Raw genomic sequence first — 12,938 nt, 5'->3', positions numbered from 1 at the left:
CCGCATGTTCGAGTCACTTTCCGACCGCTTCGACGGCATCTTCACGCGCCTTCGCAGTCGCGGCCGCCTCAACGAGGCGGACGTCGACGAGGTCCTGCGCGAGATCCGCGTCGCCCTCCTCGAGGCCGACGTCAACTTCCTCGTCGTCAAGAAGCTGGTCGGGCGCATCCGCGACCGCACCATCGGCATCGAGCTGTCGAAGAGCCTCTCGCCCGCGCAGCAGGTCATCAAGATCGTGCACGAGGAGCTCATCGGGATCCTCGGCGGGGAGACGCTGCGGCTGGCGTATGCCTCGAAGCCGCCGACCGTCGTCCTCCTGGCCGGCCTCCAGGGCTCGGGCAAGACCACCGCAGCGGGCAAGCTGGCCCGCTGGTTCAAGCAGCAGGGGCGCAACCCGCTCCTGGTCGGGGCCGACCTCCAGCGCCCGGCCGCTGTCGAACAGCTGCGGGTGCTGGGTGGCCAGGTGGGCGTGCCCGTGTTCAGCGAGCCGTCCGACCCGGTCGACGTGGCTGCCAACGGCTTGGCCGAAGCCCAGCGCCTGGGCAAGGACGTGCTCATCGTCGACACCGCCGGTCGCTTGACCATCGACGCCGAGATGATGGAGCAGGTGCGCCAGATCTCCGAGAAGGTGTCGCCGCACTACACCTTCCTGGTCATCGACGCCATGATCGGCCAGGAGTCGGTGACGACGGCCGAGGCCTTCCACCAGACGCTCGAGCTCGACGGCGTCATCCTCACCAAGCTCGACGGCGACGCCCGCGGCGGTGCTGCGCTGTCGGTCAAGGAAGTGGTGGGCCGTCCCATCGCCTTCGCCTCCACGGGGGAGAAGCTCGAGGACTTCGACACCTTCCATCCCGACCGCATGGCCAGCCGCATCCTGGGCATGGGCGACGTCCTCACCCTCATCGAAAAGGCCGAGCAGGCCTACGACAAGGACGAGGCGGAGAAGGCGGCGGCCGCCCTCATGGAGGGCCGCTTCACCCTCGAGGACTTCCTCGAGCAGATGCAGCAGATCAAGAAGATGGGGCCCCTCCAGAACATCATCGGTATGATGCCGGGGATCCCGAAGGAGATGAAGCAGGCTCAGATCGACGATCGTGAGCTTGCTCGAGTGGAGGCCATCATCCACTCGATGACCCTGGAGGAACGCCGCAACCCCGAGTTGATCAACGGGTCGCGGCGGCTGCGCGTCGCCAACGGCAGCGGGGTGACCACCTCGGAGGTCAACCTGTTGCTCAAGCAGTTCAAGGAGATGCAGCGCATGATGAAGGGCTTCGGCGGGATGGCGATGCGCAAGAACAAAAAGGGCAAGAAGGGCGGGCGCGTGACCCCGCCCTCTCGATAGACAGGAAGAGACGCCACCGTGGCAGTGAAGCTCCGCCTCATGCGGATGGGGAAGAAAAAGCAGCCGACCTACCGGGTGGTGGCGGCCGACAGCCGCTCGCCTCGCGATGGCCGGTTCATCGAGATCATCGGTACCTACGAGCCCCGCTTGGAGCCCTCCGGTATCAAGATCGACAACGACAAGGCCGTCGGCTGGCTCCAGAAGGGCGCCCAGCCCACCGAGACCGTCGAGAAGCTGTTGAAGATCTCCGGCGCCTGGGAGCAGTTCAAGTCGTGAGCGACGACCAGCCTGAGGTCGGCGACGACGTCGAGTACGAAGAGGGCGACGTCAACCAGGTCGAGTACGAACCGGGCGACGCCAACCAGGTGGAGGGTGGCACCGCCAAGCGGGTGCTGGAGTACGTCGCCCGCCAGATGGTCGACGACCCCGACTCGGTGGTCGTCGAACAAGAGCCCGACCGCCGCGGCGTGAACCTGCGGCTGCACGTGGCGCCCGACGACATGGGCAAGATCATCGGCAAGCGGGGCCGCGTGGCCCAAGCCATCCGCACGGTCGTGCGTGCCGCAGGCGCCCGGGAGGGCGTCGAGGCGGCCGTCGACATCGTCGACTGAGCGACACCATGCTCGAAGTCGGGCAGGTCGTGAAGCCCCACGGCTTGCGCGGCGAGGTCGTCGTCGCCTTGTTCACCAACCGCGACGAACGCATGGAGCCGGGCACCGTCTTGGCGACGGAAAACGGCCCGCTCACCATCGAACGCTCGTCGCCCCACCTCGGTCGGTGGATCGTGACGTTCAGCGGCGTTCACTCACGCGAGGACGCCGACGCCCTTCGAGGCACGATCTTGTCGGCTGAGCCCCTCGACGACCCCGACGAGCTCTGGGTCCACGAGTTGATCGACGCCGAGGTGGTCGGCGTCGACGGCACCCGCTACGGCGTGGTCACGGCCGTAGAGGCCAACCCGGCCAGCGACCTGCTGGTCCTCGACAGCAGCGGCTTGGTGCCGCTGCGCTTCGTGGTGTCGTCGGGTGACGGGCGCGTGGTGGTCGATCCGCCCGCCGGCTTGCTCGACTGACGCCGGAGTTGCGCGGACAGGTCACCCGCCACGCGCCGTAGGTCGTTCTCGACGGCCTGCGGCCGCCGAGACAGGCACTGTGCTCATTGGTCGCTCGCCTATCGGCTCGACTGACTCAGCGCAGGTCGAGGGCGACGGCGAGGGAGCGGCGGCCCCAGTCGGCCAGCTCGCCCTTGTCGTCGTACTTTTCGAGCAGCAGGCGCCGCGCCAGCGCGTCTTCGTCGGGGTCGTCGACCAGCCGGAAGCGGGCGTCGTAGCTCGTCGAGCCGATCCGAACGGTGACCTCGGGTGTGGCTCGGCCGTTGCGCACCCAGTCCGCCCCGTCGCCGCCGCCTGACAGCAGGTAGAGGGTGCCAGCGTCGCCGTCCTGGCCGAACCAGATCTCGATGGTGTGCGCTCGGCCGGTGCGGCGGCCGGTCGTCGTGAGGTAGCAGAACGCCTCGGCCATGCCAGTACGGTCTAGCGCCATGCAAGCGTGGCGTGTGCACGAGCTGGGCGAGCCGATCGACGTGCTCCGGCTGGACGAGGTCGACCCGCCTGTGCCGCCGCCCGGCCACGTCGTGGTCGAGGTCGCCGCCGCCGCGCTCAACTTCCCCGACATCCTGCTCTGCAAGGGGGAGTACCAGGAGAAGCCTGCGCTGCCGTTCACACCGGGCGTCGAGATGGCGGGAACCGTGGTCGAGGTGGGCGAGGGCGTCGACGGACTGGCGCCCGGGGACCGGGTGCTGGGGGCGCCCACCATGGGACCTGGCGGCTTGGCGGAACGCACGGTGGCGCCAGCGGCGGCCCTCTACCCGGTGCCCGCAGGCATGTCGTGGACATCGGCCGCCGCGCTGCATGTCACGTACCAGACGGGGTGGGTGGCGCTGCACACGCGCGCCCACATCCAGCCGGGCGAGACCCTGCTGGTACACGCCGGGGCCGGGGGAGTGGGTTCGGCTGCCATCCAGCTCGGCCAGGCGGCCGGTGCGCGGGTGGTGGCCACCGCCGGCGGCGCCGACAAGGTGAAGGTGCTGCACGAGCTGGGCGTCGACTTGGCCGTCGACTACCGGGCCGACGATTTCGTGGAGGCGGTCAAGGAGTTCACCGACGGCCGCGGTGCCGATGTCGTCTACGACCCGGTGGGCGGCGACGTGTTCGACAAGTCGACCAAGTGCATCGCCTTCGAGGGCAGGCTGTTGGTGATCGGCTTCACCAGCGGCCGCATTCCCCAGGCACGGGCCAACCACGTGCTCGTCAAGAACTACTCGGTTGTCGGCGTGCACTGGGGCCTCTACAACCGCAGGCGCCCCGAGGTGCCCCGCCAGGCGCACGAGGCATTGACCCGGCTCTATGCGGACGGCTTGATCGACCCGTTGGTGTCGCAGGTCGTGCCGTTTGACCAGGCGCCTGCTGCGCTGGTGTCGCTCGGCGGGCGCGGCACCTACGGCAAGGTCGTCGTCGACGTCGCCTCCGGATGAGCGAGCCGCTGCGCATCGACGTCTTCACCATCTTCCCGGCGATGGTCGAGGGCTTCCTGTGGGAGAGCCTCATCGGCAAGGCCCGGCGGGCGGGGTTGCTCGACCTGCGGGTCCACGACCTGCGCTCGACGGCTGTCGACTCCCACCGCTCGGTCGACGACGCCCCCTTCGGCGGCGGTGCAGGCATGGTGCTGGCCCCTGAGCCCATCTTCAGGGCGGTCGAGCTGGTGGGGCCGCCCCGGCCGCTGTTGCTGCTGGGGCCGGGCGGTCGCCGCTTCAGCCAGGAGGTTGCCCGAGACCTGGCCGGCGCCCGGCCCGGGTTCTCGCTGCTGTGCGGCCGGTACGAGGGCGTGGACCAGCGCGTCGTCGACCACCTGGTCGACGGGGAGCTGTCGATCGGCGACTACGTGCTGGCGGGTGGGGAGGCGGCGTCGCTGGTCGTGATCGAAGCGGTGGCCCGCCTGGTGCCCGGGGTCATGGGCAACGAGACCTCTGCCGACGACGAGTCGTTCAGCGACGGCTTGCTCGAATACCCGCACTACACGAGGCCTGCGGAGTTCCGGGGCGCACCCGTACCCGAGGTGCTCCGGTCGGGTGATCACGGCCGCATCGCCCGGTGGCGGCGGGCCCAAGCGCTGCGCCGCACCATCGAGCGACGACCGGATCTCATCGAGGCCCGAGGCGGCCTTTCCGACGACGAGGTGCGCCTGCTGCAGGAGCATGGCTATTCTGTGACGTCCCCCGGGAACATCACCGAGGAGTCTCCCGCGCCATGAACCCCACCGATCTGGTCGACCGCAGCAGTTTGCGCGACGACGTGCCCGCCTTCTCGCCGGGCGACCACCTCAAGGTCCACGTACGCGTGGTCGAGGGCAACCGCGAGCGCGTCCAGGTGTTCCAGGGCGACGTCATCCGCCGACAGGGCTCGGGCGTCCGTGAGACGTTCACCGTCCGCAAGGTGAGCTTCGGCGTCGGCGTGGAGCGCACGTTCCCCGTGCACTCGCCGATCATCGCCAAGATCGAGGTCGTGCGGCACGGCGACGTCCGGCGGGCGAAGCTGTACTACCTGCGTGACCTGCAGGGGAAGGCTGCCAAGATCAAGGAGAAGCGGGCAGCTCGGTGACACCGGAGGCGTCATCGCCTCGGGGGGGAACCACGGCGGAGGCTTCGGACCCGGCACTCGCTCGGCCACACGCACAGGAGCGGCCGACCAGCGCGGCGCGCACACTGCGGGAACTGCCGGTCCTGTTCGTCGTTGCTCTCTGCATCGCTTTCGTGGTCAAGACGTTCCTGGCCCAGGCGTTCTACATCCCGTCGGGGTCGATGCTGCCGCAGTTGCAGATCGACGACCGGGTGGTCGTGTCGAAGTTGGCCTACAAGTTCCACGAACCCCGGCGCGGCGACATCGTGGTGTTCGACCGCCCCAGCCGCGGCTTCGGGCCCGCACCCGCCACCAACTCCAACCCCGTGCGTTGGGTCCTCGAGCGGGTCGGCGTCGTACAGCCCTCCACCGAGGAGTTCATCAAGCGGGTGGTGGGCCTGCCGGGCGACACCGTCGAAGGCAAGGACGGACACGTCTTCGTCAACGGCCGCCAACTGGTCGAGCCCTACCTGGCTCCGGGCCTGACAACCAGCAACTTCACGCCGGTCACGGTGCCGCAAGGGGAGTTGTGGGTGATGGGCGACAACCGGGGAAACTCGGCCGACAGCCGGTTCTTCGGCACCATCGACCAGGACACCGTCGTCGGACGGGCCGTTGTCCGTGTCTGGCCGTTGGCCGACGCATCTTTCCTGTAGCCCTACGATGGGCTCATGAGCGCCGAGGACCTCGAACGGTACGAAACCGAGATCGAGCTCCAGCTGTACCAGGAGTACCGGGCGGTGCTGCCGATGTTCCGCTACGTGGTGGAAACCGAGCGGCGCTTCTACCTGGCCAACGAGGTCAAGATGGAGGCGCGGAACCAGGACGGGCGCACCTACTTCGAGATCGAGCTCGGCGACGCCTGGGTGTGGGACATGTATCGGCCCGCCCGCTTCGTGTCCTCCGTGCGCGTCGTCACGTTCAAGGACGTCAACGTCGAAGAACTGCCTGAGAAGGAGCTGTAGTTGACGGACCAGCGGCGGGCGCTCGGCGCCCGCGGCGAAGACGCCGTCGCCTCCTGGTACGAAGCGCGCGGCTACGAGGTGCTGGCTCGGAACTGGAGCTGCCGTGACGGCGAGCTCGACCTGATCGTGCGCAACGGGCGGGTGTTCGTGTTCTGCGAGGTGAAGACGCGCACCACCGACGCCTTCGGCGTGCCCGCAGAAGCCGTGACCCGCGCCAAGCAGATGCGACTACGGCGGCTGGCTGCCCGGTGGCTGGAGGACGACGCGCCACTCAGGCCGCGCGAGATCCGCTTCGACGTGGCCGCCGTGCTCGGCGACGAGATCGAGGTGCTCGAAGGCGCGTTTTGACGGGCCGCTCAGCGCCCAGGCCGACGGCGGTGGCGATTGGCCCAGCAGGCGTGGTGCCAATGGCGACGCAGGTCCGGAGACTCCTCCGGCACGACCACCAGGTGGCCGACGCCGGCAGGGATGTCCTGGTTGCAGCCCGGGCACAGGTACGCCTTTCGCGCCTGGTAGGGCTGGATGCGGCGGACCTCGGCGGGCCCCTCGCTCACCTCGGGATCAGGGCCCACAGGAGGAGCACGGCCACCACGGCCAGTGCGGCAGCGACGAGCAGATAGTCGGACGCTCGGCGCTTCTGCTTGCGGTACGGGTTGAAACCCATGCCTGTCAGTATCGTCTGCCGGCATGGACACGCTCATCGTCGAGCGGTCGGAGGGCGTCGTGACCGTCACCCTGAACCGACCGGAGAAGAAGAACGCAGTCGACATGGCCCTGTGGCGACACCTCCAGGACACCTTCCGCGAGATCGCCGACCGCAGCGACGACCGAGTGGTGATCCTCACCGGCGCGGGCGGGGCCTTCTGTTCCGGCGCCGACCTCGGAGACCCGGAGACGGCGACAATGCACGGCCTGCCCAGGATGCGCCTGATCGACTCCGTGGCCATCGCCCTCCACCGCCTGCCCCAGCCGACGATTGCCAAGGTGACCGGCGTGGCTGCGGGCGCTGGCTGCAACATGGCCTTCGGGTGCGACCTCGTGGTGGCTTCCGACCAGGCGCGGTTCTCCGAGATCTTCTCGCTGCGCGGCTTGTCGATCGACTTCGGTGGCTCGTGGCTGCTGCCCCGCCTGATCGGCCTCCACAAGGCGAAGGAGCTGGCCTTCTTCGCCGACATCGTCAGTGCCGCCGACGCCGAGCGGATCGGCGTGGTCAACCGGGTGCTGCCTGCCGACGAGGTCGACGGGTTCGTGGCCGACTGGGCGGCGCGCCTCGCCGCCGGCCCGCCCCTCGCCCTTGCCATGACCAAGTCGATGCTCAACAACTCCATGGGCCCTTCCTTCGAACAGGCCATCGAGACCGAGGCGTACGCGCAGAGCGTCAACTTCGCCAGCGCAGACGCCGCCGAGGCCTTTCGGGCGTTCGTCGAGAAACGGCCACCGGTGTTCACAGGCCGGTGACGACCTGGTGATGCGAGGGCTCAGCGCGGGAGCGCGCTGACGAAGCGAGCGGCTACAGGAGCGGCGTCACGCCCCCCGACCCCGCCCCCTTCGATGAGCACGGCGAAGGCAAGGTTGCCTTCGAAGCCTGCGAACCACGCGTGCGTCTTCGGGGGTACGTCGGTGCCGAACTCCGCCGTGCCCGTCTTGCCTGCGACCTCGCGCCGAGGCACGGCGGCCGACGTGCCAATCCCCGCCGTCACGACCTCGCGCATCATCGCCCGCACGGCCGTCACCGCAGACGGCTCCATCGCCTGCGATGTCTCCTGCTCGCCCTGGTTCGGCACCAGGGAGGGCGCCCGCCATGTGCCGCCGGCTGCGGCCGCGGCCACCGTGGCCATGTGCAGCGGGCTGGCCGTCACCCGGCCCTGGCCGATGGCGGCCGCCGCCCGTTCGGCGTCGTCGCTCGGCGCCGGGAACGAGCCACCGACCGCCGCCACCGGCAGCCGCAATTCGCGGTCGAAGCCGTAGGCCTTGGCCGCGGCGCCCAGTTGGTCGTCGGGCAGGCGGTCGGCCAGTTGCACGAAGGCCGTGTTGCAGGAGTGGGCGAAGGCCTGGCGGAAGGGGATCGTGTCCGCCGACTCACCCTCGAAGTTCCGGAACGGCTTGCCTCCCACCGTGGCCTGGGGCGGGCACGTGACCGGAGAGGCCGGCGTGGTCCCGTTGGCGAGCAGCGCCGTGGTCGTCACCATCTTGAACGTCGACCCAGGTGGGTAACGACCGGCGAGCGCCCGGTTGAAGGCTTCGTCGAGCGGCCGGCTCGCCACGGCACGGACGGCCCCCGTGGTGATGTCGACGGCGACCACGGCCGCAGGCTTGGTGACGCCGTCGAGTGCCCGTTCGGCCGCCGTCTGCACGCGGCTGTCGAGGGTGGTGGGCAACGCTGCCCCTGGAGCGCCCTCGAAGCGCATCAGGGTTTCCACAAGTTGGTCGGTGCCGTCCGCTTCGATGCGTACCTCGCCCGACGGCCGCCCCGCCAGCTCGCGCTCTCGTGCCGCTTCGAGCCCTGACAGGCCCACTTCGTCGCCCGTGAGGTACGGCTCGCCGAGTTCCTTGAGGCGCTCCGCGGTGACGTCGCCGATGCGTCCGACGGTGTGGCGGGCAAACCCCTCGGACGGCGTGAGCCGGGCTGTCTCTCGACGGAACACGAGCCCCGGAACAGGCTGCAACTGCCCTCGCACGGCGGCGTAGCGCTCCTCCCTGAGGTCGATCACGGGCACGAACACGTCGGGCCGCAGCCCTGGTCGATCGAGCAGCGCGTCCACCCGGGCCGGGTCGACGCCCGCATGCTGTTGCAACGCAACCTTCAACGCGGTGCGGTCGCGCACCCGGCGCGGTTCGATGCCCACCCGCACCACGGGCGCAGCCGTGGTGATCGGTGTGCCGTCGGCGGCCAGGATGGCGGCCCGCTCCGGCCATTGCCGAGTCCGCTCGAAGTGCTGTCCGGCGGCGAGCTTGGGGTGCAGGGCGGCACGGCTCCACTGCACCAGCCACGTGCCGTCGGAATGCACCAGGTCAAGCGCCCCGTCGTACTCCCAGGTCCCGAGGCCACCGAGTTCCAGCCTGGCCGTGAACGACGCCCGTCCCCCGCCGCCGTCGGTGCGGACCGGCCCAGCCGTCAGCCGGCGCGAGGTCACCCGCAGCGCCCGGGTCATGGCTTCGTGCGTCTCCTGGAACTCCGCGGGCGGTTCGTGGGCGAGTTCCCGCATAGCGGCCCATTCGCCCCGTTCCCAGCGCTGGAGGTAGGCCTTCACCTGGCGCTGCGCCCCGCTCTCGTTCGGCCCGCGCAGGACGAACACCGCACCCGCGGCCAGCACCAGCAATGCCGCTGCTCCGACTGCCGGAATCGTCGATCGCTTGCCCACGCCGAACATTCTGCTCGGGGGGTGAGACAGTAATGAGGTCTGGTTGTTGTCACACCCCCTCGCTAGGGTGGACAACGTCGCTCCGGCGACCGCCGCCTGCGGCCTGCGTCACGGCCCTGCTTCGCACGATCCACCTCGGACTCGGAGCATCACCGTGATCGCAAGCATCCCGTCAGCCACCCTCCTGGGCGTCGAAGGACGCGCTGTGGCCGTCGAGGCCCACGTGTCCACCGGCCTGCCCGGCTTCCACGTCGTGGGGCTGCCCGACGCCGCCTGCCGGGAGTCACGCGACCGCGTGCGCGCCGCCCTGCTGTCGAGTTCGTTGCCGTTCCCCATGCGGCGGGTCACGATCAACCTCGCCCCCTCAGGGCTGCGCAAAGGAGGGGCCGGGCTCGACCTTCCCATCGCCATCGCGCTGCTGGCGGCGGCAGGGGAGCTGCCCGTCGACCGCCTTGCCGGCGTTGCCTGCCTCGGCGAACTCGGGCTCGACGGGTCGGTGCGGCGGGTGCCCGGCGTCGTTCCGCTCGTCGACGCCATCACCGCGCCGGCGGTGGTCGTGCCGGCGGACTGTCGCAACGAGGCAACCCTAGTGGGCCGCCACGAGGTGCACGGGGTGGCGACGCTCGGAGAACTGGTTGCCGCCGTCCGCGGCGAGGCGCCGTGGCCGGAGCCGTCGCCGCCTGCGCCCGACGATGGCGACGCACGGATCGACGAGCCCGACTTGGCCGACGTGCGCGGGCAGCAGGTCGGCCGATGGGCGCTGGAGGTGGCAGCAGCGGGGGGCCATCACCTGTTGCTCACCGGTCCGCCGGGCGCGGGCAAGACCTTGCTGGCCCGTCGGCTTCCTGGGCTGTTGCCTCGCCTCACGCAGGACGAAGCGCTGGAGACGACGCGGGTCCACTCGGCGGCCGGGTTGCCGTTGTCGCCGCGGGGACTGGTCGACCGCCCGCCGTACCGAGCGCCGCATCACAGCGCCTCACCCGTCTCGCTCATCGGTGGCGGGACCGCCCTCATGCGCCCGGGGGAGATCTCCCTCGCCGCCAACGGCGTGCTCTTCCTCGACGAGCTCGGCGAGTTCCCGGCAGGCGTGCTCGACATGTTGCGCCAGCCGCTGGAGGAAGCGGTGGTGCGGGTGTCGCGCGCCCGCGCCACCGTCACCTTTCCTGCCCGCTTCCTGCTTGTCGCCGCCATGAACCCGTGCCCCTGTGGCCGGGCCGGACCGCCGGGGCACTGTCGTTGCAGCGACGCCGAGCGGGCGCGCTACGTGCGCCGGTTGTCGTCACCGTTGCTCGACCGTTTCGACCTGCGCGTGCCAGTGGCCCGGGCCGACCCGGGCGAGCTCTTGGGCGGCGACCCGGCCGAATCGTCGGCCTCGGTGGCGGCGCGGGTTGCGGCTGTGCGCACCCTGGCCCGGGAGCGGGGCGTGCGGAGCAACGCCGAACTACCTGCCCAACAGCTCGACGTGGTGGCGCCGCTGGCGCCGGGAGCGTGGTCGTTCCTCGACCGTCGACTGCGGGCGGGCGCCCTGAGCGCCCGTGGGCTGCACCGGGTGCGACGGGTGGCGCGCACGCTCGCCGACCTCGACGGCGGTGACGAGCTCGTCGGTGAAGAACATGTCGCTGCCGCGGTCAGCCTGCGCGTCGACCACGCAGAACTAGGGCTGGCGTCATGACGCTGGAGGGATGTGCCGCTGCGCTGGCCGGACTGCCGGGCATGGGGCCGAGCCGCCTTCGTGCGCTGCTGCAAGACCGTCCCCCTGATCGGTGCTGGGCCGACGTGTTAGCCGGGGAGGATGGGGAGGACTTGCAGCGGGCGGCGTCGCGCGTCGACGTCGGCGCCGTGGCCGCCGCCCACGCCGCCGCGGGCGTGGGGATCCACCTCCTCGACGGCTCCAACTACCCGACGGTCCTTGCCGAAGACCCCGCGGCGCCCGCGGTGTTGTTCTCCATGGGCGACATCGAGGCGGTGCGGCGACCGCTTGTCGGCATCGTCGGCACTCGACGGAGCACGCACGGGGGGCGTGAGACCGCTCGCCAGTTCGGCCGCGACCTCGCCGCTGCGGGCGTGGGCGTCGTATCAGGCTTGGCGTTGGGGATCGACGGTGCGGCCCACTGCGGTTCCCTGGCCGCTCGTCCTGACGGCAGGCCACCGGTGGCGGTGGTCGGATGCGGGCTCGACGTCGTCTACCCGAAGCGCCACGCCCAGTTGTGGCGTGCGATCGCTGATGAGGGAGTGATCCTGTCGGAGTGGCCGTGCGGCACGCGCCCTGAGCCGTGGCGCTTCCCCGCCCGCAACCGGATCATCGCCGCCTTGGCCGACGTGCTCGTCGTGGTCGAGTCCCACGCCGTGGGCGGGTCGATGCACACCGTCGAGGCCGCCGACGCCCGCGGACGCACGATCCTGGCGGTGCCCGGCCCGGTGCGCAGCCCGGCCAGCGCGGGCACCAACCGACTCCTCTACGAGGGCAACGGGCCTGCGCGCGACGTCGACGACGTGCTCGCCGCGCTCGGGCTGGCTCGGCCGATGCCGGCGGTGCGCGACAGGCGGGCGGCGCCCGGCGGGGTGGAGGGGGCCGTGCTGGAAGTCGTTGGATGGGAGCCGACCAGCCTGGAGCAGATCCTGGTGCGAACCGGGCTCTCACCGGCCGCTGTGGCCTTGGCGCTGAGCCGTCTTGAACACGATTCGTGGGTGCGCGGCGACGGCGCGTGGTGGGAACGCGTAGGAATGGGCGACTAGTTGTCTACACTCGACGCAAGCAGGTGCCCCTATTGCCGGGCCGAGGACAGGCGTGGACGAAGAGGACCTCAGGGCGATCGATCAACTGTGGGCCGACTACAAGGCCAGCGGTTTGCGCGAGGCCAGAGACAGGTTGATTGTCCACTACTCACCGTTGGTGAAGTACGTGGCGGGCCGCGTCTCCGTCGGCCTCCCCCAGAACATCGAGCAGGCCGACCTGGTCAGCTACGGGATCTTCGGGCTGATCGACGCCATCGACAAGTTCGACCCGGGGCGGGCCATCAAGTTCGAGACCTACGCGATCGCCCGTATCAAGGGGGCGATCATCGACGAGCTGCGCTCGATCGACTGGGTGCCCCGCTCGGTGCGGGCCAAGGCCCGCTCGGTGGAGAAGGCCTACGCCAAACTCGAGGCCACGCTGTTGCGCACGCCCACCGACGCCGAAGTGGCGGCCGAGATGGGCATCAGCGAGCAGGACCTGCACAACGTGTTCAACCAGATCTCCTTCGTGGGCCTGATCGCCCTCGACGAGATGCTCTCCGTCGGCGGCGACCGGGGGGAGTCGACGACCCTGGGCGACACCATCCCCGACAAGGGCGAGGGGCCCGTGGCCGCCTTCGAGGTCGAGGAGATGAAGCAGATCCTCGCCTCGGCCATCAACCGGCTGGGCGACCGCGAGAAAATCGTGCTCACCCTCTACTACTACGAAGGTCTCACGCTGGCCGAGATCGGCGAAGTCCTCGGGGTGACCGAGAGCCGGGTGTGCCAGATCCACACCAAGGCAGTGCTGCAGCTCCGGTCGAAGATGGCCGAGCCCGAGCGCGAGCCCGCCTGACCGCCACCCCCGGCCACTGAAC

The 12,938-nt window shown here is 70.1% G+C and carries 17 protein-coding genes; 14 read left to right on the top strand and 3 right to left on the bottom strand.

Annotated features, from left to right (window positions below; translation table 11 throughout):
- The first annotated feature begins 4 nt into the window (after positions 1-4).
- The 4 genes from ffh to rimM are packed head-to-tail and all read left to right on the top strand — an operon-like array spanning position 5 to position 2,417.
- On the top strand, positions 5-1,345 hold the full coding sequence (gene ffh, locus VM938_08895) for a signal recognition particle protein (protein ID HVF75154.1): 1,341 nt from the start codon (positions 5-7) through the stop codon (positions 1,343-1,345).
- 18 nt (positions 1,346-1,363) lie between these two features.
- Positions 1,364-1,621, top strand: a complete 258-nt coding sequence (gene rpsP, locus VM938_08890; protein HVF75153.1) for a 30S ribosomal protein S16 — start codon at positions 1,364-1,366, stop codon at positions 1,619-1,621.
- Positions 1,618-1,956: a KH domain-containing protein gene (locus VM938_08885; protein HVF75152.1), complete on the top strand. Its 339-nt coding sequence runs from the start codon at positions 1,618-1,620 to the stop codon at positions 1,954-1,956. Before rpsP ends, VM938_08885 begins: the two co-directional genes overlap by 4 nt.
- An 8-nt stretch (positions 1,957-1,964) precedes the next feature.
- Positions 1,965-2,417 carry a ribosome maturation factor RimM gene (gene rimM, locus VM938_08880; protein HVF75151.1) on the top strand — a complete coding sequence of 151 codons (453 nt, stop codon included), beginning with the start codon at positions 1,965-1,967 and terminating at the stop codon, positions 2,415-2,417.
- Positions 2,418-2,532: 115 nt separating this feature from the next.
- On the opposite strand, the gene VM938_08875 is transcribed toward rimM, so the two are convergent.
- On the bottom strand, positions 2,533-2,865 hold the full coding sequence (locus tag VM938_08875; protein ID HVF75150.1) for a nitroreductase family deazaflavin-dependent oxidoreductase: 333 nt from the start codon (positions 2,863-2,865) through the stop codon (positions 2,533-2,535).
- A 19-nt stretch (positions 2,866-2,884) separates the two neighbouring features.
- Here VM938_08875 and VM938_08870 point away from each other — a divergent pair, with 19 nt between their 5' ends.
- Genes VM938_08870 through VM938_08845 form a run of 6 tightly spaced genes read left to right on the top strand, consistent with a single transcriptional unit; the run spans position 2,885 to position 6,331 of the window.
- Entirely contained in the window at positions 2,885-3,877 is a 993-nt protein-coding gene (locus tag VM938_08870; protein ID HVF75149.1) for an NADPH:quinone oxidoreductase family protein, read from the top strand.
- Entirely contained in the window at positions 3,874-4,653 is a 780-nt protein-coding gene (gene trmD / locus VM938_08865) for a tRNA (guanosine(37)-N1)-methyltransferase TrmD (protein HVF75148.1), read from the top strand. Before VM938_08870 ends, trmD begins: the two co-directional genes overlap by 4 nt.
- Complete coding sequence (gene rplS, locus VM938_08860) at positions 4,650-5,000, top strand: 50S ribosomal protein L19 (protein ID HVF75147.1); 351 nt, start codon at positions 4,650-4,652, stop codon at positions 4,998-5,000. Before trmD ends, rplS begins: the two co-directional genes overlap by 4 nt.
- Entirely contained in the window at positions 4,997-5,674 is a 678-nt protein-coding gene (gene lepB, locus VM938_08855; GenBank protein HVF75146.1) for a signal peptidase I, read from the top strand. Before rplS ends, lepB begins: the two co-directional genes overlap by 4 nt.
- Before the next feature lie 15 nt (positions 5,675-5,689).
- Positions 5,690-5,983: a DUF2469 domain-containing protein gene (locus VM938_08850; GenBank protein ID HVF75145.1), complete on the top strand. Its 294-nt coding sequence runs from the start codon at positions 5,690-5,692 to the stop codon at positions 5,981-5,983.
- Entirely contained in the window at positions 5,984-6,331 is a 348-nt protein-coding gene (locus VM938_08845) for a YraN family protein (GenBank protein ID HVF75144.1), read from the top strand.
- 8 nt (positions 6,332-6,339) lie between these two features.
- On the opposite strand, the gene VM938_08840 is transcribed toward VM938_08845, so the two are convergent.
- On the bottom strand, positions 6,340-6,537 hold the full coding sequence (locus tag VM938_08840; protein ID HVF75143.1) for a hypothetical protein: 198 nt from the start codon (positions 6,535-6,537) through the stop codon (positions 6,340-6,342).
- Positions 6,538-6,670: 133 nt separating this feature from the next.
- Here VM938_08840 and VM938_08835 point away from each other — a divergent pair, with 133 nt between their 5' ends.
- A complete protein-coding gene (locus tag VM938_08835; protein HVF75142.1) occupies positions 6,671-7,441 on the top strand; it encodes an enoyl-CoA hydratase in 771 nt (256 codons plus the stop codon).
- Positions 7,442-7,461: 20 nt separating this feature from the next.
- On the opposite strand, the gene VM938_08830 is transcribed toward VM938_08835, so the two are convergent.
- On the bottom strand, positions 7,462-9,345 hold the full coding sequence (locus VM938_08830) for a penicillin-binding transpeptidase domain-containing protein (GenBank protein ID HVF75141.1): 1,884 nt from the start codon (positions 9,343-9,345) through the stop codon (positions 7,462-7,464).
- 154 nt (positions 9,346-9,499) lie between these two features.
- On the opposite strand from VM938_08830, the gene VM938_08825 reads away from it, so the two are divergent.
- From VM938_08825 to whiG, 3 genes are read left to right on the top strand one after another with little or no spacing between them, the layout of a single operon-like run.
- Positions 9,500-11,017 carry a YifB family Mg chelatase-like AAA ATPase gene (locus VM938_08825; GenBank protein ID HVF75140.1) on the top strand — a complete coding sequence of 506 codons (1,518 nt, stop codon included), beginning with the start codon at positions 9,500-9,502 and terminating at the stop codon, positions 11,015-11,017.
- Positions 11,014-12,081: a DNA-processing protein DprA gene (locus tag VM938_08820; protein HVF75139.1), complete on the top strand. Its 1,068-nt coding sequence runs from the start codon at positions 11,014-11,016 to the stop codon at positions 12,079-12,081. Before VM938_08825 ends, VM938_08820 begins: the two co-directional genes overlap by 4 nt.
- A gap of 52 nt (positions 12,082-12,133) precedes the next feature.
- Positions 12,134-12,916 (top strand): RNA polymerase sigma factor WhiG, encoded by a 783-nt coding sequence (gene whiG, locus VM938_08815; protein HVF75138.1) that lies wholly within the window; start codon positions 12,134-12,136, stop codon positions 12,914-12,916.
- Positions 12,917-12,938: the final 22 nt, after the last annotated feature.

It is taken from the genome of Acidimicrobiales bacterium, assembly GCA_035536915.1.
Classification (GTDB): Bacteria; Actinomycetota; Acidimicrobiia; order Acidimicrobiales; family JAHWLA01; genus JAHWLA01.
Note: the sequence above shows the minus strand (reverse complement) of the source record. Positions and strands in the feature narration are given on the sequence as shown.

Bases quoted from the DNA above. Each gene is read 5' to 3' on its own strand.
- ffh (HVF75154.1), top strand. From the start codon at position 5: ATGTTCGAGTCACTTTCCGACCGCTTCGACGGCATCTTCACGCGCCTT.
- rimM (HVF75151.1), top strand. From the start codon at position 1,965: ATGCTCGAAGTCGGGCAGGTCGTGAAGCCCCACGGCTTGCGCGGCGAG.
- VM938_08875 (HVF75150.1), bottom strand. From the start codon at position 2,865: ATGGCCGAGGCGTTCTGCTACCTCACGACGACCGGCCGCCGCACCGGC.
- VM938_08870 (HVF75149.1), top strand. From the start codon at position 2,885: ATGCAAGCGTGGCGTGTGCACGAGCTGGGCGAGCCGATCGACGTGCTC.
- trmD (HVF75148.1), top strand. From the start codon at position 3,874: ATGAGCGAGCCGCTGCGCATCGACGTCTTCACCATCTTCCCGGCGATG.
- rplS (HVF75147.1), top strand. From the start codon at position 4,650: ATGAACCCCACCGATCTGGTCGACCGCAGCAGTTTGCGCGACGACGTG.
- VM938_08850 (HVF75145.1), top strand. From the start codon at position 5,690: ATGAGCGCCGAGGACCTCGAACGGTACGAAACCGAGATCGAGCTCCAG.
- VM938_08835 (HVF75142.1), top strand. From the start codon at position 6,671: ATGGACACGCTCATCGTCGAGCGGTCGGAGGGCGTCGTGACCGTCACC.
- VM938_08820 (HVF75139.1), top strand. From the start codon at position 11,014: ATGACGCTGGAGGGATGTGCCGCTGCGCTGGCCGGACTGCCGGGCATG.